The organism is Faecalibacterium taiwanense, from assembly GCF_036632915.2.
Taxonomy (GTDB): Bacteria; Bacillota; Clostridia; order Oscillospirales; family Ruminococcaceae; genus Faecalibacterium; species Faecalibacterium taiwanense.
In genome coordinates this window covers 2,231,215-2,251,876 of record NZ_CP155552.1, presented here as the reverse complement: position 1 = coordinate 2,251,876, position 20,662 = coordinate 2,231,215, and the positions used below count along the sequence as shown (strand labels likewise).

19 protein-coding genes and 1 other annotated feature are annotated in these 20,662 nt (G+C 57.7%); of the genes, 4 read left to right on the top strand and 15 right to left on the bottom strand.

The annotated features are described in order from the left end of the window. Positions 1 to 185: 185 nt before the first annotated feature. The 5 genes from PXT33_RS11120 to glgB all read right to left on the bottom strand — a co-directional run bounded on the left by PXT33_RS11120 (position 186) and on the right by glgB (position 8,730). On the bottom strand, positions 186 to 2,219 hold the full coding sequence (locus PXT33_RS11120) for an ABC transporter substrate-binding protein (RefSeq protein ID WP_332376549.1): 2,034 nt from the start codon (positions 2,217 to 2,219) through the stop codon (positions 186 to 188). A gap of 154 nt (positions 2,220 to 2,373) precedes the next feature. Further along, a complete protein-coding gene (locus PXT33_RS11115) occupies positions 2,374 to 3,711 on the bottom strand; it encodes a 4Fe-4S dicluster domain-containing protein (RefSeq protein ID WP_332376548.1) in 1,338 nt (445 codons plus the stop codon). A 3-nt stretch (positions 3,712 to 3,714) separates the two neighbouring features. Further along, a complete protein-coding gene (gene tig, locus PXT33_RS11110) occupies positions 3,715 to 4,689 on the bottom strand; it encodes a trigger factor (RefSeq protein ID WP_332376547.1) in 975 nt (324 codons plus the stop codon). 36 nt (positions 4,690 to 4,725) lie between these two features. Continuing rightward, positions 4,726 to 6,645 carry a hypothetical protein gene (locus PXT33_RS11105; protein ID WP_332376546.1) on the bottom strand — a complete coding sequence of 640 codons (1,920 nt, stop codon included), beginning with the start codon at positions 6,643 to 6,645 and terminating at the stop codon, positions 4,726 to 4,728. A 135-nt stretch (positions 6,646 to 6,780) separates the two neighbouring features. Beyond that, positions 6,781 to 8,730, bottom strand: coding sequence for a 1,4-alpha-glucan branching protein GlgB (gene glgB / locus PXT33_RS11100; RefSeq protein WP_298638634.1), 1,950 nt, complete (start codon positions 8,728 to 8,730; stop codon positions 6,781 to 6,783). Positions 8,731 to 8,966: 236 nt separating this feature from the next. Between glgB and PXT33_RS11095 the strand changes: the two genes are divergently transcribed. From PXT33_RS11095 to PXT33_RS11085, 3 genes are all read left to right on the top strand, one after another. After that, positions 8,967 to 10,325 (top strand): alpha-amylase family glycosyl hydrolase, encoded by a 1,359-nt coding sequence (locus tag PXT33_RS11095; protein ID WP_154255608.1) that lies wholly within the window; start codon positions 8,967 to 8,969, stop codon positions 10,323 to 10,325. 79 nt (positions 10,326 to 10,404) lie between these two features. Further along, positions 10,405 to 10,923 carry a transcription repressor NadR gene (locus tag PXT33_RS11090; protein WP_332376687.1) on the top strand — a complete coding sequence of 173 codons (519 nt, stop codon included), beginning with the start codon at positions 10,405 to 10,407 and terminating at the stop codon, positions 10,921 to 10,923. 96 nt (positions 10,924 to 11,019) lie between these two features. Continuing rightward, entirely contained in the window at positions 11,020 to 11,583 is a 564-nt protein-coding gene (locus tag PXT33_RS11085; protein WP_347070324.1) for a TetR/AcrR family transcriptional regulator, read from the top strand. Between the two features lie 423 nt (positions 11,584 to 12,006). Here the strand turns inward: PXT33_RS11085 and asnB are convergent, their stop codons facing one another. Beyond that, positions 12,007 to 13,593, bottom strand: a complete 1,587-nt coding sequence (gene asnB / locus PXT33_RS11080) for an asparagine synthase B (protein WP_044954057.1) — start codon at positions 13,591 to 13,593, stop codon at positions 12,007 to 12,009. A 52-nt stretch (positions 13,594 to 13,645) separates the two neighbouring features. Beyond that, positions 13,646 to 13,908: a binding site (T-box leader), on the bottom strand. Between the two features lie 14 nt (positions 13,909 to 13,922). Further along, positions 13,923 to 14,408, bottom strand: a complete 486-nt coding sequence (locus PXT33_RS11075) for a Fur family transcriptional regulator (RefSeq protein ID WP_097775183.1) — start codon at positions 14,406 to 14,408, stop codon at positions 13,923 to 13,925. Positions 14,409 to 14,752: 344 nt separating this feature from the next. Here PXT33_RS11075 and PXT33_RS11070 point away from each other — a divergent pair, with 344 nt between their 5' ends. Continuing rightward, positions 14,753 to 15,412, top strand: coding sequence for a GntR family transcriptional regulator (locus tag PXT33_RS11070; protein ID WP_005944527.1), 660 nt, complete (start codon positions 14,753 to 14,755; stop codon positions 15,410 to 15,412). Positions 15,413 to 15,568: 156 nt separating this feature from the next. Here PXT33_RS11070 and PXT33_RS11065 read toward each other — a convergent pair whose 3' ends face one another. From PXT33_RS11065 to rpmG, 8 genes are all read right to left on the bottom strand, one after another. Further along, positions 15,569 to 16,705, bottom strand: coding sequence for an aldo/keto reductase (locus PXT33_RS11065; RefSeq protein ID WP_332376545.1), 1,137 nt, complete (start codon positions 16,703 to 16,705; stop codon positions 15,569 to 15,571). Positions 16,706 to 17,043: 338 nt separating this feature from the next. Next, on the bottom strand, positions 17,044 to 17,418 hold the full coding sequence (rplL, locus tag PXT33_RS11060; protein ID WP_005944525.1) for a 50S ribosomal protein L7/L12: 375 nt from the start codon (positions 17,416 to 17,418) through the stop codon (positions 17,044 to 17,046). Positions 17,419 to 17,491: 73 nt separating this feature from the next. Continuing rightward, entirely contained in the window at positions 17,492 to 18,007 is a 516-nt protein-coding gene (gene rplJ, locus PXT33_RS11055) for a 50S ribosomal protein L10 (protein ID WP_005944524.1), read from the bottom strand. A 277-nt stretch (positions 18,008 to 18,284) separates the two neighbouring features. After that, complete coding sequence (rplA, locus tag PXT33_RS11050; RefSeq protein ID WP_005920494.1) at positions 18,285 to 18,977, bottom strand: 50S ribosomal protein L1; 693 nt, start codon at positions 18,975 to 18,977, stop codon at positions 18,285 to 18,287. Between the two features lie 57 nt (positions 18,978 to 19,034). After that, the gene (gene rplK / locus PXT33_RS11045) at positions 19,035 to 19,460 is read right to left on the bottom strand and encodes a 50S ribosomal protein L11 (protein ID WP_005920496.1); all 426 of its coding nucleotides are present in this window, start codon (positions 19,458 to 19,460) and stop codon (positions 19,035 to 19,037) included. 136 nt (positions 19,461 to 19,596) lie between these two features. Further along, entirely contained in the window at positions 19,597 to 20,130 is a 534-nt protein-coding gene (gene nusG, locus PXT33_RS11040; protein WP_005944521.1) for a transcription termination/antitermination protein NusG, read from the bottom strand. A 30-nt stretch (positions 20,131 to 20,160) separates the two neighbouring features. Beyond that, positions 20,161 to 20,412: a preprotein translocase subunit SecE gene (gene secE, locus PXT33_RS11035; RefSeq protein WP_005944520.1), complete on the bottom strand. Its 252-nt coding sequence runs from the start codon at positions 20,410 to 20,412 to the stop codon at positions 20,161 to 20,163. Between the two features lie 16 nt (positions 20,413 to 20,428). Continuing rightward, positions 20,429 to 20,578: a 50S ribosomal protein L33 gene (gene rpmG, locus PXT33_RS11030; protein ID WP_005920501.1), complete on the bottom strand. Its 150-nt coding sequence runs from the start codon at positions 20,576 to 20,578 to the stop codon at positions 20,429 to 20,431. Between the last annotated feature and the right edge of the window lie 84 nt (positions 20,579 to 20,662).

The following is a 20,662-nucleotide window of genomic DNA, read 5'->3' as shown; positions in this document are numbered from 1 at the left end:
TGATTTGTGAGTTTTTGCGGGAAAAATGGGGAGCAAACAAAAACTCCCTCAGCCTTTGCTGCGCAAAGCCAGCTCCCTCGGGGAGGGAGCCCTTGGCATGACGGGAAAGTTTCCGGTTTCGCCAGAGGCCCCATCCCAGAGGGGGCTGTCTGCGCAGCAGACTGGGGGAGTTTCCGATTCAGTTTTTACCGGGCGTCGCGGTTCTGGTTGTACTCCTCCATGGAAACGTAATGGTCGAGGATGTGCACGCCCTTCAGACGGTTGGTGGAAAGGCCTGTGGGCGCGTACTGGCCCTCCCACAGGTTCAGGCGGGTGGCAATGTAGGGCGGCACCGGCATCCCCAGCGGGATGACCAGTGCGTTCTCGATCAGAAAAGCTTCTGCATCTGCAAAAGCTTCGTACCGGGCATCCAGATCCTCGGTGATGGTCTTGGCGTTCTCCACCATGGACATGTACTGCATCACGAGGTCGGCGGTCTCGCCGGTCACGATGCCGTCCTCCACGCCGGTGCGCAGGAAGCTGTAGCAGGTGCCGCGGTCGCCGGCTTCCTGATAGAAGGGGTACACCTCGGTCTCGGGGTCGGAGTAATCGGCACCCCAGTAGTAGGACATCAGCTGGTAGGCACCCACCCGGCGCACCGCATTCAGGAAGTTGTCGGACGGACCCTGCGTGATGATGATGCTGATGAAGTCGAAGCCGTCGTTCAGCACGGCTTCCACCTGCTGCTTGAACACCTGACACTGCTTGTCCCAGTCCACCACAGCGGGGTTGTACGGATACTGGATCTTGATAGGGAAGGTGACACCGGCGGCGGTCAGCTCTTCCACGGCGGCATCACGGTACTCTTTGGCCTTGGCTTCGTCAAAGAAGTCGGAGAGGTTTGCAAGGCCGCCGCACTCAGTATAATCCACGCCTTTGCTGTTGGCACAGAAGGACGGCGGGGTGATGGTGTGCAGCTTGTAGTTATCGTAGCCTTCCGGCGCGGTGACGGCCAGCGTCACAGACGGATTGATGGCATACAGGAAAGCCCTGCGGAAGTTGGTGGAGTTGATGGCCTTGGCCCAATTGTCCGGCTCGTACTGGGCATCCACGCCGGTCACGGTCCAGTTTGAGAACTCGTGGCGGTAGGGCAGGAAATTGAAGATGTAGAAGTAGCTCTTGCCGGTTTCCGGGCGCTCCATGGAAACCATGTCCTTGGTGGTGTCGTCGGCCAGCCAGCTGTCCAGAATGTCGGAGCTGATGGTAGCCTGATCGATCTCGCCGCGCTTGACCATCTCCGGGCCGCTGATCAGCTCTTCCTGATTGTAGATGTAGCGCACCGTGTCGATGTAAACGCTGTCGGCATCGTAGTTTTCGGGGTTCTTCTTCATCACCCAGTTTTCCAGCGGAGTGTACTCGGCCAGATAGAACGCGCCGCAGCTGCAGGCGGTCTCGGCGCTGGTGCAGAACTGGTCGGCAAACTCCTCCAGCAGCGGGCCGTAGGCAGGCTCGTAGGGAGCGTAGCTCAACAGGCTGAGGAAGCCGGGAAAGTCGAAGTTCAACGTGTAGGTCAGGGTGTGGTCGTCCACAGCCTTCACGCCCACGGTGGAAAAATCCACAGCCGGGTATTCGGTGGTGGTGCCGTCGGCGGCAGCGGCGGTCACGGTGCCGTTGGCATCAATGACGTAGGTAGTGCCGTCCTCGGCCACGGTGCCGTTATTGGCGTTGTTGCGGTAAACGCAGTAGTTATAGTAGTCGTCCGCACCGGCCACATAAGGGGTGACAAGGCTTGCAGTGGAGGAAGCGTAGTCCGGGTTCAGCACATAGGCCAGCGCATCCACAAAGTCCTGCGCGGTCACAGGGCCAAGCACCTCGCCGTTGCAGTCCACCCAGTTCTCATCCCGCAGGTGGAACGTCCATGTCAGGCTGTCGGCATCCCACTCCCAAGCAGTGGCAAGGCCCTCCCGGATCTTGCCGCGGTTGTCGTACTCCACCAGCGTGTCGATGCACTGAGTGCCGTGGTAAAGGTCCGGATCAGCTGAGCAGACCAGATAGTTCAGGGTGGCGGGCTGACGGGAATACAGCACGGTGTAGGTGGAGCTGCTGCCGGCAGCGCCGGTGCTGCCGCCATTGGAAGCGGAAGAGCCGCCGCAGCTGCTCAGCAGACCAGCCGCTGCTACAGAAAGGGCGGCTGCGCCGCTGCCTTGCAGGAACTGGCGGCGGGAGATGGAATGAGCCATAGTAAAATCCTTCTTTCGTAAGATCTTGGCAAAAGCTTGCTTCGTGCTTTGGGATAAGAAAGGGGTAACGGAAATAGCTCCGTTACCCCTTTGTAACAGTCGGTGGCCACGGTGCGTGGTCTTATGGTCAGTATAGCATTGAATCTGTGCGCCGTCAATCGTTTTTCGGTGTGTCGGGCACATCCTTTTCTGCGGTGTTTTCCGGTGCGGCAGCAGGGGTTTCGTCCAGCGCGGCGGGGACTGCTTTTTCCGGGGTCAGTGCTGTGATCACGGAACCGGCCGCAGCAGGCACGGCAGCGGCCGCAGCGGTTTCTGCGGGGGCGGCACCGGCTTCGGCTGCTGCCTTGGCGGCTTCCTCTGCAGCCTTTTTGGCTTCCCGCTCCTCACGCAGCTGCTTTGCCTTGGCAGCGGCTTCTTCCTGCCGCTTTTTGGTGCGGGCCTTGATGCGGCACACGGTGCACACACCATCCACACTGCCCGGCGCAATGGGCTTGCCGCATTCCTTGCACAGGGTCTTGGTGCATTTGTGTACACTTACCGGGCCAAGGGTGGTGAGCTGGCGCAGCTTCATGCCGTCGATGCCATGGTTGGAGCAGGAGGCCACGCACACCTCGCACTCGCTGCACTTCCACGGCGTGATGACGATGCGGGTCTGGCCGTCGGGCAGGTCCTCCAGCTTCAGCGCACCGGCGCGGCAGGCCTTTTCGCACTTGCCGCAGCCAAAGCATTTATCGGTAAAGTTGGGCAGGTAGTAGCCGTACTTCAGCGGCGTTTCCATGGATGCCTTCAGCTGCTTTGTGCGCTGGTGCAGCAAAAGGCGGAAATCCACACCGCCGTCGTCCTCGCTGTGCAGGCCGGGCAGCATCTGCAGCAGCTTTTTGGTGCCACTTTTGGAGCCGTGGCTCACCTGCTCAAACATTTCGCGGCGGCTTAGTTCCTTTACGTGGTAGAGCGCTTCGTCCGGCTCGTAGGCCAGAGTGAACCGTGCCTCGAACATGGGCTGGCCAAAGAAATCCACAAGCCTTGTCAGCTCCTTGCGCAGCTGGGCGGCGCACAGGTCGTTCTCACATTCACCGCAGGGGGTCAGGTCTAGCACGATCTTTTTGTTCAGGGCAAGGTAGGCCAGTGTCTCCCATGTGAGGGCAGAGATGCAGGTGCGCACCATGGAATTTTTGCGGGTGGACTTTTCGCAGCCGATCCAGATGGTGTCATTGTCGGTATCGGCGGCAGAGGTGTCCCGCTGCACCTGCTCCGGCGAAGGGATGATGCAGCCGCTGCGGCAGGCAGAAACGCACAGGCCGCACTCGGTACAGGGGTCCCAGTCCTTCACAAGGTTCGGGCGGGTAAAGATCTGTTCGCCATAGGGGCAGATATCCTTGCACTCGGTGCAGGGCTTGCGATGGGGATGCAGGTTCCAGCACTGGCGGCGGTTGATCTCGGGATGGGTAGTTTTCATCAGCATATCCATCGCGGTGCGTGTAAAAAAGCCCATAGTTTACTCCTTTTCCACAACCGAAGTGATGTTTGCGTGGTCGATCAGGAAACGCTGCACCTTCTGAGTGATCACGGCAGAGGCCACAGCGTCCCGGCTGAGCACATTGCGGATCTCGGCTTCCGGGGTATCGTGCAGCTTGGAAAGGCGGACGTACTCGGCATCCACCTCTGCGTTGGACACGGTGATCTGTTCGGCCTTGGCTATGGCCTGCACCGCAAGGATGCTGCGCATCTTGCGCTCGGCATCCCGGCGGAAGGCGGCGCGCACCTCGTCCGGTGTGGTCTGGCCTGCCTTGCAGTACAGCTCCATGGTCATCTTGCTGCGGCGCAACCGTTCGCGCAGGGCGCTCATGTCATGGTCGGCATTCTGGTCCAGAATGGCGTTATCCAGCTCCGCCGTCAGGTTGGCACCGGCCATGCCCAGCAGGGCGGCTCCGGCAATTCGGTCGGCGTTGGCCTCGTGGGAGCGGCGCTTCTTCTCGCGGATGCTCTCCTTCAGGGCATCCACCGTATCAAAGCCCAGTGTCTTGGCAAAGGCATCGTCCAGCGGTACAGGCTGCTTTTGCTCCACGGTGTGCAGGGTGATGGCGAATTGCGCCGTCTTGCCGGAAAGCTCCGGCACCCGGAACTCGGCGGGATAGGTAAAATCGAATCGGAAGCTCTCGCCTGCTTTGTGGCCGTACACGGCATCCTCGGCGGCGGGCATCAGCTGACCGGTGCCCAGCACCACGGTCACATTTTCCATTTTGCTTTCCGGGATGGGCGCGCCGTCCATGAAGCCCTCAAAATCCAGCGTGACGCGCATCCCGCGCGCGGCGGACTTTTCCACCGGTGCAAAGGGGGCGCGGGTGCGGGTGAGGTTCGCCGCCTCCAGCTCCACGGCCTTTTCCGATACCGGGCGCACCCGGCGGGTGAATTCCAGCCCCTTGTATTGGCCCAGCGTGACCTTGGGCAGGGCGTTTGCATTCTGTTCCATGGGAAATACTCCTTTTATATCCAAAGCGTTTGCAATTTAAAGTCCATGCCCGGCAAGCCAGGCTTCCGCCACCTGCGAGAACATTTCGGGGTAGAGGGCATCCTCCTGCGCGAAGGCATCCAGATAATATTCCACCTCAGCCCGGTCGGCAGGCTCGGTGCGCTCCCACACGGTGAACACAGTGCCGTTGCCCATGTCAAAGCTGGCGGCCTGCGTAAAGTGCTCATCCCGCGCGGCGCAGAAGAGGGCATTCCACCGGCCGGAAAGCTCACCGCCGCTGACAAAGGTCTGGGGGAGCGGCTCTGCGGTGAGCACATACTTTGCCTCGAAGAACCGCACCGGGAACTCGTGGGTGCCCGGGATGGAGATGCCGGCGGCCAGCTTGTCCTGCAGCTGGATGTCCGGCAGGGCGGCGTACTGGAATATGTCCGAGTTGTACAGCATATCGTGGGGGATCATGTAGGCGAACTCGCCCTTTTCCGCATCGCAGTGGGCATCGATCCAGTCGTCCACGCGCTGGATCTGGGCGGCGTCGGTGCGGTCGTAGGTGAGCTTGTCCAGCCGGACGAATTCCGACACGGCCTTGAGGGGAAAATGATCCACCACAAAGCCCGGCAGAGCAACGGTGGTCAGCGGCGAGCAGCGCACGGACACCGCAAACACCATGGTAAAGCCCCAGTAGCAGAGCTTGACGGCGGTGTGCTTTTTCAGGCCGTCGGCCAGTGCGGCGGAACCAACGAGGAACAGCAGCAGCCACCCCGGCACGAACAGCAGCATCTGGTGGGAGCCGGTGTTCTGTACCCGGGTAAACAGCACAAGGCTCACCAGCAGCTCTGCCCCTGCAAGGCAGGGCAGGGCAGGCAGACGGCGTTTTGCGGCAAACCACAGCCCCATTCCGATGAGGATGAAGTTCAGCAAACCGATGCGCAGTGTCTGTGCGGCCAGCTCCAGCGTGATGCCGCCGAAGTTGTAGTAAGAGTAGCGCCCGGCGTAGTCAAAGCTTAAAATTTTGCGCACCATGGGCAGAAGCAGCAGCACCATGGCCCCGGCCGCACACAGGCCGAACACCACCAGCCGTACCATGCGGTGCACAGCGCGGCTGGGTTGGCCATCTTTTGCCAGCCGGATGCTGGAAACTGCCAGCATCAGCACGTAGGCAAAGCAGTAGCCCACCACAAAATATAAGTACCAGCGCCGGGTGAGGATGATGCCCGCCGTGGCGGCGAAGATGAGCAGATAGCGGGGCAGGTCGATGCCGTCAAAGCGGTAGTCCAGTGTGAGCAGCATAAGCATGAAGGCAAAAATCAGCCCGAACCAGTCCGGCTGGCCCAGCACCGCCGACATGCGCACGAACGGGAAGGTAGCGCACCACGAAAAGCCGATGAGGAAATACCAGAACCGGTTCTTTACCCGTAGCATCCGGCCCACCTTGACCGTCAGGCCCGCCAGCAGCACCAGCAGGCTGGGCAGTACGCTGAATACCTGACAGAATGCGTAGTCGTCGCCGGTCTTGCCGCTCAGGCAGAACGGGAACTCGGTGAACAGGGTGATGAAATTCGTATAGTCCTCGGTGATGGAATCGAGGAGAAACCGGAAGCCTGCGCCTGTGCTCTGGGCAAAGGCGGCTTCGGCATGATACTGCTTTAGAATGTAGTTTACGTAGTCCCAGTGGTAGAGGAAGGTGCGGCTGCCGAGGGTCCAGTAAAAGTAAAGCACGGCCGCTGCCCACAGGCCCACCAGCACCGCCTTGTGGAACAGGTCCAGCTCCATACCGGCCCGGCGCAGCACCAGCAGCGCCAGTGCAAACAGTGCTGCATTGCACCACAGGCTCACCAGCGGAAAAAACAGGCTGCTGCCCGGTGCGGCAAGGCCGAATACAATAAGCGCCAGTGCCCCGGCAGCAAGGCCCAGCCAGACCTTGCCAAGGACAGACAGACGGGAAACGATTCCACTCATCCCAAAAACCTCTCAGCTGCAGAATATCACAGCTACAGTATAGCAAGCAAAATCTGCACTGTCCAGCCGCTGTGCACGGAAAACAGCAAAATGTCCCGCCGCTTTGAACGCAGACGGGACATTTTGAAACGAATATTACTTATTGGAATTGGCTGCGGCCTTTGTGCTGCGGGCAGCGCGGCGCTTTGCGTTCAGGGCTTTGTTGGCGCTGATGCGGGCCGCATCGGGGTTCGGGGACTCCGGCGCAAGGCGCAGCAGGCAGCTGCCCATGGCAGGCAGGTCTACTGTAAGGGTATAGTCCCGACCAAACACACCGCCATCGGTGGTGTGAAGCTTTGTCTTGCGGCGGCCCTTCAGTGCACCGCCCCACTCGGGGGATTCGGTGTTCAGCACCTCCTCGGCACTGCAGGGAAAGCGCAGATACAGCGGGAACTTTTTGTGGGCGTGGTCCTGCGTGTTCATGATGCACAGCAGGTTTTCGCCCCGGCCCTTGCGCAGCCATGCGTACACGCCCTCGCTGCGGCTCTCGCAGGCCACCCACTCAAAGCAGTCGGGGTTGTACTCGCCATCGTAGAGTGCAGGCTCAGTGGAATACACCCGGCACAGGTGGGCAAAGTACTTCTGGAACGCATCGTGGAAGGGGTATTTCAGCAGGTCCCAGTCCAGCTCCCGTTTTTCGTCCCACTCCCGGAAGTGTCCCATTTCGTTGCCCATGAAGTTCAGCTTCTTGCCCGGGTGCATGTACATATAAAAATAGAGGGTGCGCAGCTGGGCGCATTTTTCCGCATAGGTGCCCCACAGCTTATCGATGATGGTCTTTTTGCCGTGCACCACCTCGTCGTGGCTCAAGGCCAGCAGATACAGCTCGTTGTAGAAGTAGTGCATGCTGAAAACGATCTTGCCGTAGGCATTTGGCCGCTCACCGAAGGGGGTGGCAAAATAGTCCAGTGTGTCGTGCATCCAGCCCATATCCCACTTGTAGTCGAAGCCCACGCCGTCGTAGCGGGTGGGAGCTGTCACCTTGAGGAAGTTGGTGGAGTCCTCGGCGGTGTAGATGCCGGTGGGCCAGCGCTCGTTCAGGCCGTGGTTCAGGCTGCGCAGAAAGTTCACAGCACCCTCGTTCACGCCGCGGTTCGGGTCGCCCTGCCAGTACAGCGCGCGGGAGATGGCATCCATACGGATACCGTCGCAGTGGTATACGTCCATCCACAGGGCGGCAGCGCTGTTCAAAAAGCTGCACACCTCGCGGCGGTAGTAGTTGAAGTTGCAGGTGCCCCACTCGCTGTGGCCCACATCGCTGTCGTACTCGTAGAGGTAGGTGCCGTCAAACTTTGCCAGAGCGTCGGCGTTGGCGGCAAAGTGTACCGGCACAAAGTCCATGATGACGCCAATGCCCATGCGGTGGCAGGCGTTGACGAAGCCGGCAAACTGGGCGGGGGTGCCGTAGCGGCTGGTGACGGAAAAATAGCCAGTGGTCTGGTAGCCCCAGCTGCCGTCAAAGGGATGCTCTGCCAGCGGCAGCAGCTCCACATGGGTAAAGTGATGGTCCAGCAGCCATGGGATCAGCTCCTTGGCCAGCTCCTCATAGTTGTACCAGCCGTCTGAGCCGTCCTCCTGCTTGCTGCCGGGCTTGTGCCGCCAGCTGCCAACATGCATCTCGTAGATGTTCAGCGGGCGGTTTCGGCATTTGTCGCGGCGCTCCATCCATGCGCTGTCGTCAAAGTGGAAGTCCAGCTTTGCCAGACGGCTGGCCGTGCCCGGCCGCAGCTCGGTGGAAAATGCGTAGGGGTCGCTGCGCATCACCACACTGCCGTCGGCACCATGCACCCGGTATTTATAAAGGTCGCCCTCTGCAAGGCCGGGGACGAATGCGCTCCACACGCCGGTATCGGCTTTTTCCATGGGCACGCCTGCCTCCCAGCCGTCGAAGCCGCCGCAGACTTCCACTGCCGTGGCACCGGGGGCCCACACCGCAAAGCGCCACCCTTCGGTGCCGTTGTCAGAGCAGGGATGCGCACCAAGGATGCGGTAGGCATCAAAGCAGTCTCCATTGAAGAATTCACGGGGAATGGCGGGGTAATTCATGCAAAGATCTCCTTACATTCTATGATAGGCAGCGCCCGGCGGCACTGCATGTGACACAGGTGTTTGGGCAATATATCCAATAAGAATAAGACGAAATGGGGCACAGTGGCTGATATTCTTGTAGATTCTTGACAAAAATCAGCAAAAATTAACATGTTTTACAGATTCTGTGCTATACTATTCCTGCCGCCGCAGTGGGCGGAGGCTGATTTTTTTGTATGGGAGCGGTATGAACAATGGCTTGGTATGACAACGCGGTATTTTATCACATCTATCCTCTGGGGCTGTGCGGCTGCGCACATGAGAACGATGGGCAGGCGGTGCCCGGCGCGTTTAATAAACTGAACGCATGGGCTGAGCACGCAGCGGACATCGGCTGCACGGCCATTTATATCGGCCCGCTGTTCGAGAGCGGTTCCCATGGCTACGACACCATCGATTACCGGCTGGTAGACCGCCGCCTTGGCACGAACGCAGAGTTCAAGGACTTTGTGGCCCGGTGCCATGCCCGGGGCCAGAAGGTGATCGTGGACGGCGTGTTCAACCATGTGGGCCGCGATTTCTTTGCGTTTCAGGACCTGAAGGCAAACCGCGAGAACGCCCGCTATAAGGACTGGTTCTGCGATGTGAATTTCTGGGGCAACAACGAGTACAACGACGGCTTTTCCTACGGAAACTGGGGCGGCTTCAATCTGCTGGTCAAGCTGAACCAGCGCAACCCGGAGGTGCAGAACTACCACTACGATACCATCCGCTTCTGGGTGGATGAATTTGACATTGACGGCATCCGTCTGGACGCAGCCGATGTGCTGGACTTTGACTTTATGCGCGGTCTGCGCCGCCTTGCCAACGAGGTAAAGCCAGAGTTCTGGCTCATGGGCGAGGTGATCCACGGCGATTACAGCCGCTGGGCAAACCCGGAGATGCTGCACTCGGTGACCAACTACGAGCTGCACAAGGGCCTGTGGAGCGGCCACAACGACCACAACTATTTCGAGATCGCCCACACCATGCGCCGTCTGCAGGGCCTGTGCCACGATACCCGGCTGTATCTGTTCTCGGACAACCACGATGTGGAGCGCCTGCCCAACAAGCTGCGCAACCGGGAGCACATCCGCCACATTGCAATTCTAGTATATACGCTTTGGGGCATTCCGTCCATCTATTATGGCTCAGAATTTGGCATTGAAGGCAAAAAAGAGTGGGGAAGCGATTGGCCGCTGCGCCCCTGCCTGGAACTTTCCGACTTCAGGGACGCTGAGACCACCAACCCTGTCACCAGCGTGTATGCCGCACTGGGCAGACTGAAGGCGGAGCTGCCGGAGCTGACCGACGGCGAGGTGAAAGAGCTGCAGCTCACCACCCAGTGCTATGCCTTTGCCCGGGTGCTGGATGGAAAGGCCTGCGTCGTGGTGCTGAACAACGGCGACAGTCCCGCACAGCTGGAATTTCAGCTGCCGGTGGAGGCATCCTCTGCAAAGGACCTGTTGGCCGACACGGTGGGCGCACAGCCCGTTTTGACCAGCATGGAGTGGGGCCGCATGAAAGTGCAGCTGCCCTCCAATTATGCTACCATCCTGCAGCTGGAAAAGTAAACGCATTCTTGCATGATCCGCCGTCTTTTGCTACAATAAGAGCATAATACCGTAAAGCGGAAAGGAAGCTTTGAAAACCATGAATGCAGCGCAGCGCAGAGAATCCATTCTGAAACGGCTCAGCGGGGCCGAAGCACCGGTCAGTGCCAGCGCACTGGCGGCTTTGCTGGGGGTCTCGCGCCAGATCGTGGTGGGGGATGTGGCTCTGCTGCGGGCAGGCGGTGCGCAGATCGATGCAACGCCCCGGGGCTATCAGCTGCACCCAGCGGAAAAAGGCTATACCGCCATTCTGGCCTGCGTGCACAGCACCGAGGACGAGATGCGCACCGAGCTGTACACCGTGGTGGATCAGGGCGGCATCGTGGTGGATGTGGCCGTGGAGAACAACCTGTATGGCGAGCTGCGCGGCAACCTGAACCTTGCCAGCCGCTACGATGTGGACAACTTCATCCAGCAGGCCAAGGACACGCCGGAAGCACTTTTGAGCCGCATGACCGGCGGCGTGCATCTGCACACCCTGCACTGCCCGGATGCCGGGAGCTTTGAGCGCATCAAAAAAGAGCTGGAAGAAAAAGGCATCCTGTACCGCAAGGAGTGATGCGGATGGGGACAGACCCAGTATAAAAAAGGCTGAGGGCCTTGTCTATCCGCAAAACAGGAAAATGGTTGGATAATCAACGAAAAAGCAAAAGAGGTGGGTTTTCTGGATATTCGCATTGAAAAAACGGAGCGTGCCATCAAGCAGGCATTCATGGAGCTGCGGGCGCAGAAACCGCTGGAAAAGATCAAGGTCAAGGAACTGTGCGATCTGGCCTGCATCAATAAGTCCACCTTTTATGCGCATTATCAGGATATCTATGCGCTGGCCAACGCCATGGAGGACGAAATGGTGGAGGTGGTGGTGGAAAGCCTGCCGCAGTTGACCGCCCGTGATGTAAGCGAGCGCACCGAGTGGCTGACCCGGGAAATGTTCCGGGCGTTTACCCGGAATCAGACCGAGATCGGCATTCTGTTTTCCGGCTCCCGTCAGGGACTGTTCATCAACCGCGTGGAAGCTGCAATGAGCAAATGCATCTCGGAGAGCGACCCCTCGTTTGATGCCGATGTGGTGCGTAAGATCGTGCTTTCCTTCTGCGTGCAGGGCTGCTACTACACCTTCACCAGCTACTGCGGCCAGATGGACGAAAAGCGGCTGGTGGCTCTGCTTGCGTCCATTGCCCGGGCGGCGCAAAAATCAGGATGTAACACAACAATTTAGAATGCCCGCCGCGTGCGCTTTGGGCATGAATAGCGGAAAAATAGTTTTAATAGAGCAATGCCGGGCGGTCTGCGGACCGCCCGGCATTGCATTTTCACAGATGGAGATTGGACGGCAAGGAGCGGATGCCGCGCCTGCTTCCTATGGAAGCGGCGGCGCAGCGGGGGAAGAGCTAGCCCTCTCAGCCTCGCTCCGCTCGGCAGCTCTCCCAAAGGGAGAGCCCTTGGCATGGCGGCAAGGTTTCCAGTTTCGCCAGAGCCTCTCCCTTTGAGAGAGGTGTCACCGCAGGTGACGGAGAGGGTTCCCTCGCGTGAAAAAGTAGATCGGGAAAATCCGCAGATTTTCCCGATCTACAAATTATAGAATATTCTTTCCGCTATTCATGCGCAAAGCAAAGCGGAGCACATTCAAAATGGTCTGGCGTTACACGCCGGAAGCACCGTAGTTTGCCAGCACGCGGGCAGAGGGGTCGTTGACGTTGCAGTTCGGCCATGCCTTGTTGGGCATCCAGAAGCCCACGATGGTGCGGCTCTGGTCGTGGTAGTACTTCTCAAAAATTTCACGGTAAAACAGGCTTTCCTTGGTGAACGGCATGCAGTGGGCCGAATAGTTTGCCCGGCGCAGCTGGAACTCCTCGTCGGTGTAAAGGCTTTCGGCATACTCTTTGATATCGTCCACCATGCTGTGGCCTACAGCATCCGAGAAGGCGGCCTTTTCGCGCCACAGGATCTCCGGCGGCAGCCAATCGCCCTCAAAGGCCTTGCGCAGCAGATACTTGCCCTTGCCGTAGCTGTTCAGCTTCTTTTCCGGGTCAATGGCCATGACGTAACGCACAAAATCCAGATCACCAAAGGGCACGCGGGCCTCGATGCTGTTGGAGGAGATGCAGCGGTCGGCGCGCAGCACATCGTACATGTACAGCTCACGGATGCGCTTCTGGCTCTCCTGCTGGAAGGCATCGGCGGTGGGGGCGTAGTCGGTGTACTTGTAGCCGAACAGCTCATCGGAGATCTCACCGGTCAGCAGCACGCGGACATCGGTTTGCTCGTGGATGGCCTTGCACAGCAGGTACATGCCCATGCTGGCGCGGATGGTGGTGATGTCCCAGGTGCCCAGCAGGCGGATGACCTCTTCCAGACTGTTGATGACCATATCCCGGTTGATGATGATCTCGTGGTGCTCGCTGCCCAGATATTCTGCGGTCTGGCGCGCATATTTCAGATCAATGGCATCGGTGTCCATGCCAATGGCAAAGGTGCGGATGGGCTTGCCAAGCTTCTTGGCGGCAATGGAGCACACCAGCGAGGAATCCAGACCGCCGGAGAGCAGGAAGCCCACAGGGGCATCTGCGTCCAGACGCTTCTCTACGCCTGCGATCAGCTTTTCGCGGATGTTCCGCAGCACGGTGTCCATGTCGTCCTGCATGGGGGCGGGCACATCGGCAATGTCCTCATAGCGGACGAAGCGGCCATCGCAGTAGTAGCTGCCAATGGGGAAGGGCCGGATGTCGTCGCACCAGCCAATGAGGTTCTGCATCTCGGAGGCGAATGCGATCTGGTGGCTGGACTTGGAGTAGCCGTAGAACAGCGGACGGATGCCGATGGGGTCGCGGGCGGCGATGAGCCGGTCCTTGCGGGAATCGTACATGATAAGCGCGAACTCGGAGTCCATGTGGCGGAACATATCCAGACCGTACTCATAGTACAGCGGCAGCAGGATCTCGCAGTCGCAGTCGGACTGGAACTTGTAGCCGCGGCGTTTGAGGATCTCTTTCTCAAAGCGGAAGCCGTACAGCTCGCCGTTGCACACCACACAGTCGGCACCGCGGTAGAACGGCTGCATGCCTTCCGGCGTCAGGCCCATGATGGCAAGGCGGCCAAAGCCCATCAGACCAAAAGGCCCTTCCACCACACGTTGGTCGTCCGGGCCGCGCATGACCGTGCGCAGCAGGTATTCCTTGAATTTGGCGGCACTCAGATCGTGCCCGGTATAGCCCATAACACAACACATATTTCTTACCCCTCTTTTTAAATAAAAAATACGGCAGCTCATTCATCCCAATCGCTAGGACGAATATGCTGCCGTATCCGTGGTGCCACCTAAATTACCGGCATAAAACCATGCCAGTCACTTTTGTGCGCTCTCCCCGTTGAAAGCACTGCCGCGATAACGAGCGGCGCACGTCGGCCCCTACTGCTGCACAAACAGGTTCAGGGTGAAGCTTGCGGGTGTTCGTTCGGGTTTCGCTCTCTGCGCGGCTTCCACCTACCCGCACTCTCTGAAAGAGGACATTGAAACCTTACTTTTCCCGGTCAACGCTTTTTCTTGCATGCATTGTATCACGGCTTTTTGTCCGTGTCAACACAGCAGGCGCATTTTTGTGCGGTTTGACCATCAGAGTCGGACTGTTCCTCTTTTTGGGCGCAGTGGCGGCACAAACCATACAGAACGCTGCCCTCGCACTGCAGGGTAAAGCCATGCTCTGCCATCAGGTGGGCGCGCACCTCGTCCATGAAGTGGCAGTCCAGATGATAGATGCGCCCGCACTGTACGCACTTGAGGTGCAGATGCTCCCGGCAGTGGCGGCCCTCGTCCACGTACTGGAACACGGCTTTTTCGCCCTTGTCGGCAACGTATTTCATGATGCGCTGCTCCCCGGCCAGCTTGTCCAGATAGCGGTACACCGTGGTGGGGTTGGGGCTTGCGCCCTGCTCTTCCAGATGCTCCAGAATGTTGGAAGCACTCACCGCGTGCTGCCGGTTGTTGATGAGATAATCTAAAATCAGTTGACGGGTCTTGGTATTGTAGCCGTCGCTTCGTGCCATAAGAGAGATCCACACCCTTTTCAATATTTTTTACATTGTAGCATATTTTTGCATTGGATGCAAAAGAACCGGGCCAAAAGAAGCGGCATTGGCTACAAGCACAAAAAAACTTGTTGATTTTGGCAAAAATGGGACATAAAAATTAGATAAAACATAAAACGCGCTAAAGTTCACAAAAAAGTATTGTAATAATTGCCCTATTATGAAATAATAGAACTGGAATACTACTTGGATTGCAGCAAGAATACAAGATGCTTTGAAGTTAGAAAGCATGCGCCCCAGAGTATTATAGGAGAAGAACCTTTTCCTTTGCAAGGGAAAAGGGAATAGGAGTTGTGCAGAACATGAAAGAAATGGAGTCGCAGACCAAAACGAGCCTGAAGCTGCAGGCATACCAGTACCTTAAGACCAAGATCCTGAACTGCGAGTACCGGCCCAACGAGTTTTTGAACGAGCAGAAGCTTTGTGCCGAGATGGGCAACATCAGCCGCACCCCCATGCGGGATGCTCTTGGCCGCTTGGAGCAGGAAGGCCTGATCACCATTCTGCCCAAGAAGGGCCTGATGGTTTCCGGCATCACCGAGGAGGACGTGCACAGCATGTTCGAGATGCGCCTGCTGGTGGAGCCTTACGCCCTGCGTACTTATGGCAGCGGCATCCCGCGGGAACAGCTGGAGACATTTGCCGAGTTGATGCATCACCCGGACAGCATCACCGACTTCTGCGAGTCGGACGATGAGTTCCACGAACTGCTCATGAGCACTTTGCCCAACAAGTACCTGCGTTCGGCGTATGACCGCATCACCGGTCTGAACACCCGCTTCCGCATCATGACCGGCAAGGTGAGCATGATCAATCAGGAGCAGACCTGTGACGAACATCTGGAAATTCTGGATGCCGCTTTGGCCGACAACTGGGACAGTGCGGCAGATTCCCTGCAGCGCCATCTGGAGCTGGCCCGCGATAAGGCTGAAAGTGTGATCAAGGTCATCCGGCTGTGGTAAGAACTGCATAAAAAAGACCGTTGCACGAAAAACGTGTGACGGTCTTTTTTGTTATGAAACTCCCCCAGCCGCCTGCGGCGACAGCCCCCTCAGAGATGGGGCCTTAAAGCCTCCCTCTTTGAGGGAGGTGGCATCGCGCAGCGATGACGGAAGGAGTTACAGTGCGTCCAGCTCCTTTTGCAGTTGTGCCAGAGAATCACGGATGGGCAGCTTCTGCGGGCAGACGGCTTCGCACTTACCACAGCGCACACAGTGCAGGGCCTTTTCGCTGTCCGGGAAGCAGGTGGTCCACTGGGCCTTGATGGCATCTTTCTGGCCGAACATGCCCAGCTTGTTCCAGATGCTGAAATTGTCCGGGATGTCCACCCCCATGGGGCAGGGCATACAGTACCGGCAGCCGGTGCAGCCAATCTTGATGCGGCGGTGCAGCTCGTTGGCTACGCTTTCCACAGCGGCATTCTCGGCGGGGGAAAGCGGTTCAAAATGGTTAAAGGTGGCAAGGTTGTCGGTCAGCTGATCCTCAGCACTCATGCCGGAGAGGATCACATGCACGTTTTTGTGGCTGCCCACCCAGCGCAGCGCCCAGGAGGCATCGGTGGCATCCGGACGCAGGGCGTGCAGCGGTGCGGCGGCGTCTGCAGGCAGGGATGCCAGAGTGCCGCCCTTGATGGGCTCCATGATGATAAGCGGCACGCCGCATTCTTCGGTCAGCTGATAGCCCCGGTCACCGCTGATCTCCTCGGCACGGTCGTCCCGGTCCAGATAATTGTATTGCAGCTGGCAGAAATCCCACGGTTGGTCGCGCAGAATATACTCAAATCCGGCAGAGTTGTCATGGCAGGAAAACCCAAAGTTCCGGATGCGTCCTGCGGCCTTCTGCTGCCACAGCCAGTCCACAAGGCCCATGGCTTTTGCCTTTTCGTACCGGGCCTTGTGCAGGGAGTGCAGCAGGTAGAAGTCGATGTAGTCCACGCCCAGCCGCTGCAGTTGCTCTTCAAAAATGCGCTTGGCATCGTCCAGGCTTTTGCATTTCCACAGCGGCATTTTGGTGGCAAGATAAAAGCTGCTGCGGTCCCATTTGGCGATCACGCGGCCCACAAACGGCTCACTCTGGCCGTTGTGATAGGGATAGGCGGTATCGAAGTAGTTGACACCGGCGGCCTTAGCGGTGTTCAGCAAAGCTTCGGCGCGCTCTTCGTCAATGGTGCCGTCGGCTTTGGTGGGAAAACGCATACAGCCGTAACCCAAAAGGGAAGTGCGGATGTTGTTTTTGTTCCAGTTGCGGTGTTCCATAAACTCTCTTTTTGCGGCAGAGGGGACAAAGGCTCTGCCGTTCCTCCTGTTGAGAACAGTATAGCATAGTTTTTGAATGCAGAAAAGGCGAATTGCATTTGGATCACGGGCTCGCCATCTTAGCCTCACTTTGTTCGGCAGCTCTCCCGCACACTTTGCAGTTGAGCCGGAAACTTTGCCGCCATGCCAAGGCCTCTCTCTTTGGGAGAGGTGGCATTGCGTCAGCAATGACGGAGAGGGCGAGGCTGCTAATAATTTTGCACAACAAAAAGATGCCCGCACCTTTCGGTACGGGCACCTCATTGTTCAAGAATGAACGACTCTCAGAAGAGGTTCAATTACTTGACCTCGACCTTAGCGCCAGCCTCGGTCAGCTTCTTCTGGATGTCCTCAGCCTCAGCCTTGGAGACCTTCTCCTTGACAGCCTTGGGAGCGCCATCGACGATAGCCTTAGCTTCCTTCAGGCCCAGACCGGTGATCTCCTTCACCAGCTTGATGACCTGCATCTTGGTAGCGCCAGCCTCAGCCAGGATGACATCGAACTCAGTCTTCTCTTCCTCAGCGGCAGCAGCAGCGCCAGCAGCAGCGGGAGCAGCAGCAGCAACAGCGGAAACACCGAACTCTTCGCAGTAAGCGTCGATCAGTTCCTTCAGCTCCAGAACGGACAGCTCCTTAACGGAGTCGATGATGGCAGTAATCTTCTCAGAAGCCATAGTAGTAACCCTCCAATATCAATGGTTTTGTTTGTTAGTTTCTTGTTTTGTTTAAGCAGCGGTCATGCAGCAATCAGGCTGCAGGCTCCTCCTGCTTGTCGGCATAAGCCTGCATTGCAACGGCCAGACCAGACAGAGTGCTGGTGAGGGCGCCTGCGAACATGGACAGCATGCCTTCGCGGTTGGGCAGCTTTGCGATTGCGTTGGTCTCGGCAGCGTCCATGACCTTGCCTTCCATGAAGCCAGCCTTCACGACGAACTTCTTGGACTTATCGCCATCCTGATACTTGCACAGGATGCGGGCAGCGGACATGGGATCCGCTTCGTGAGCAAAAGCGATAGCGGTATCGCCCTTGAACTGCTCAGCCAGGCCCTCCAGAGAGGTACCCTTGACAGCCAGACGCAGCATGGTGTTCTTCACGACCATGTAATCGACGCCTGCCTCACGCAGCTCCTTACGGAGCTTGGTGTCGTTCTCGACGTTAATGCCGCCGTAAGCGACGACGCAGCCGGAAACCGCACTCTCAAACTTTGCCTTCAGATCAGCGACATAAGCCTGCTTTTCAGAAAGAATCTTTGCACTGGGCATTCGGTTTCACCTCGTTTCAAAAACTTGTATCGAAAACCGGAGCAAGTATGAAAAAAGCCTCTTTCCCGCACTTGGTCGAGAAAGAAGCATAAAACAACTTTACGCACGTTTCTCGGCAGGCGGCATAGCCTTACACTGGACTCCAGTACCTGCTGTCTCAAAAACAGCATGATTATTTTACCGCAAACGTGCGGAGTTGTCAAGTCTTTTTTGAAATTTTCTGACAAAATTTTTCTGCCGCCCATACGAACGGCAGAAAAACGATCAGAACTTCAAATCAGACACCGTACTTCAGGGTGTTCAGACGGATGCCAGGGCCCATGGTGGTGGCGATGGTAGCGCTCTTGAAGTAGGTACCCTTTGCTGCAGCGGGCTTTGCCTTGGCAATAGCCTCCATCACAGTGTCCAGGTTGGTGTACAGCTTCTCTGCACCGAAAGAAGCCTTGCCCACGGGCACATGGATGATGTTCTGCTTGTCCAGACGGTACTCGATCTTACCAGCCTTGGCCTCGGAAACAGCCTTGCCCAGGTCGGGAGCAACGGTGCCGGCCTTGGGGTTCGGCATCAGGCCGCGGGGGCCCAGGACCTTACCAAGACGGCCAACGCGGCCCATCATATCGGGAGTGGTCACGACAACGTCGAAATCCATGAAGCCGCCGGCGATCTTTGCGATCAGCTCGTCATCACCGACGATATCAGCGCCAGCAGCCTCAGCAGCGGCAGCTGCGGGACCCTTGGCGATTGCGCAGACGCGGACGGTCTTGCCGGTGCCGTTGGGCAGAACGACAGCGCCGCGGACCTGCTGGTCAGCGTGACGGCCGTCAACGCCCAGACGGACGTGCAGCTCAACGGTCTCGTCGAACTTGGCAGAAGCGGTCTTGCAAGCCAGCTCCAGAGCCTCGTTCACATCATATGCCTTAGTAGAATCGACCAGCTTTGCAGCGTCGACATAGTGCTTGCCATGTTTCATTGTATATCCTCCTGTGTGGTCATGCGGGCAGTTTTATGCCCTCCCACTGTTTATGTCTCAGCCCTCGACGGTGACACCCATGGAACGGCAGGTGCCGCGAACCATGCTGCATGCAGCTTCCAGAGAAGCAGCGTTCAGGTCGGGCATCTTGGTCTTGGCGATCTCTTCCACCTGAGCGGCGGTCAGAGAAGCGACCTTTTCCTTGTTGGGCTTGCCGGAAGCGGTGTTGATGCCAGCTGCCTTCTTGATCAGAACGGCTGCCGGAGGAGTCTTGGTGATGAAGCTGAAGGAGCGGTCAGCATACACAGTGATGACGACGGGGATCACATAACCCATCTGGTTCTTGGTACGCTCGTTGAACTCCTTGGTGAATGCCATGATGTTGACACCCTTCTGACCCAGAGCAGGGCCAACAGGGGGAGCCGGAGTTGCCTTGCCGGCCTCGATCTGCAGCTTAATGTAGCCAGTAACTTTCTGTGCCATAATAAATGCACCTCCAAAAATCTGTGGTGAGTTGCGGCACGGTGTCTCCGTGCCTCCCACGAGCATGTGCACAGTGCACACGCTCTATAAGAACCGCACTGCGGTCTTACCTTGGTAAACGATTTGTGCCGGTTGGTTACGGCAGCTCGACCTGACCGATCTCCACCTCTGCGGGGGTCTCGCGGCCGAACATGTTGACCTTGAGCTTCACTTTGAAGTTCTCGGTATCGATCTCCTCCACAAGGCCCATAAAGCCTTCCAGAGGACCGGCGGTGATCTGCACGGTGTCGCCGACGTTGAAGTCGACTGCCAAAGGTGCAGCCTTTTCCACGCCCATCTTCTCTACTTCTTCAGCAGAGAGGGGAACGGGCTTGGATGCGGGACCGACGAAGCCGGTGCAGCCGCGCGTATTGCGCACCACGTACCAAGTATCGTCGTTCATCACCATTTTGACCAGAACGTAGCCGGGGAAGAGCTTGTGCTCCACCATCTTCTGCTTGCCATTCTTGTCAATTTCGGGAACCATCTCGACGGGAACCTTGATATCGCAGATCAGATCCTGCAGATGACGGTTCTCCACCATGGTCTGCAGGTCGTTCGCGACCTTGTTCTCATAGCCGGAATAGGTATGCACTACATACCAAAGTGCCTCATTGGATTGTTCTTCCATTTTGGTCTGCCCTCCGTTTCAAGATGATTCTCAGGCGCCGATGATCAGGCCCAGGATGCCGCCGAAGATGGCATCCAGCAGGATCATCACGACCGCTGCGATGGCGACGGTCACGAGCACGACGACGGTGTTGGTCTTAACGTCCTCTTTGGACGGCCACACCACCTTCTTCAGCTCGCTCTTGGTGTCGCGGAAGAACTTGGCACACTTGCCAAAGAAGTTCTTCACAGCGGCCTTTGCTCTGGCCACAAAGCCCGGCTTGTTCTCGGTTTTGTCTGCCATGATGCGTCCGCCTTTCTTACTTGGTTTCGCGATGAACGGTGTGCTTCTTGCAGAAACGGCAATACTTCTTCATCTCGAGACGATCGGGGTTGTTCTTCTTGTTCTTCGTGGTGTTGTAGTTGCGCTGCTTGCACTCGGTGCAGGCCAGAGTGATTTTAACGGTCATTTGTTGACACCTCCATTATAACGGTTGTTTTGAACCTCCCTCGGGTTGCGGGTGGTACCTGTAAAACAGGCGCACTTAATAACC

Coding starts and splice junctions, on each gene's coding strand:
- rplK (WP_005920496.1), bottom strand. CDS start 19,460: ATGGCACAGAAAGTTACTGGCTACATTAAGCTGCAGATCGAGGCCGGC.
- nusG (WP_005944521.1), bottom strand. CDS start 20,130: ATGGAAGAACAATCCAATGAGGCACTTTGGTATGTAGTGCATACCTAT.
- PXT33_RS11070 (WP_005944527.1), top strand. CDS start 14,753: ATGAAAGAAATGGAGTCGCAGACCAAAACGAGCCTGAAGCTGCAGGCA.
- secE (WP_005944520.1), bottom strand. CDS start 20,412: ATGGCAGACAAAACCGAGAACAAGCCGGGCTTTGTGGCCAGAGCAAAG.
- rplL (WP_005944525.1), bottom strand. CDS start 17,418: ATGGCTTCTGAGAAGATTACTGCCATCATCGACTCCGTTAAGGAGCTG.
- rplA (WP_005920494.1), bottom strand. CDS start 18,977: ATGAAACATGGCAAGCACTATGTCGACGCTGCAAAGCTGGTCGATTCT.
- asnB (WP_044954057.1), bottom strand. CDS start 13,593: ATGTGTTGTGTTATGGGCTATACCGGGCACGATCTGAGTGCCGCCAAA.
- PXT33_RS11105 (WP_332376546.1), bottom strand. CDS start 6,645: ATGAGTGGAATCGTTTCCCGTCTGTCTGTCCTTGGCAAGGTCTGGCTG.
- PXT33_RS11065 (WP_332376545.1), bottom strand. CDS start 16,705: ATGGAACACCGCAACTGGAACAAAAACAACATCCGCACTTCCCTTTTG.
- PXT33_RS11120 (WP_332376549.1), bottom strand. CDS start 2,219: ATGGCTCATTCCATCTCCCGCCGCCAGTTCCTGCAAGGCAGCGGCGCA.
- PXT33_RS11115 (WP_332376548.1), bottom strand. CDS start 3,711: ATGGGCTTTTTTACACGCACCGCGATGGATATGCTGATGAAAACTACC.
- PXT33_RS11090 (WP_332376687.1), top strand. CDS start 10,405: ATGAATGCAGCGCAGCGCAGAGAATCCATTCTGAAACGGCTCAGCGGG.
- PXT33_RS11075 (WP_097775183.1), bottom strand. CDS start 14,408: ATGGCACGAAGCGACGGCTACAATACCAAGACCCGTCAACTGATTTTA.
- tig (WP_332376547.1), bottom strand. CDS start 4,689: ATGGAACAGAATGCAAACGCCCTGCCCAAGGTCACGCTGGGCCAATAC.
- glgB (WP_298638634.1), bottom strand. CDS start 8,730: ATGAATTACCCCGCCATTCCCCGTGAATTCTTCAATGGAGACTGCTTT.
- PXT33_RS11095 (WP_154255608.1), top strand. CDS start 8,967: ATGGCTTGGTATGACAACGCGGTATTTTATCACATCTATCCTCTGGGG.
- rpmG (WP_005920501.1), bottom strand. CDS start 20,578: ATGACCGTTAAAATCACTCTGGCCTGCACCGAGTGCAAGCAGCGCAAC.
- rplJ (WP_005944524.1), bottom strand. CDS start 18,007: ATGCCCAGTGCAAAGATTCTTTCTGAAAAGCAGGCTTATGTCGCTGAT.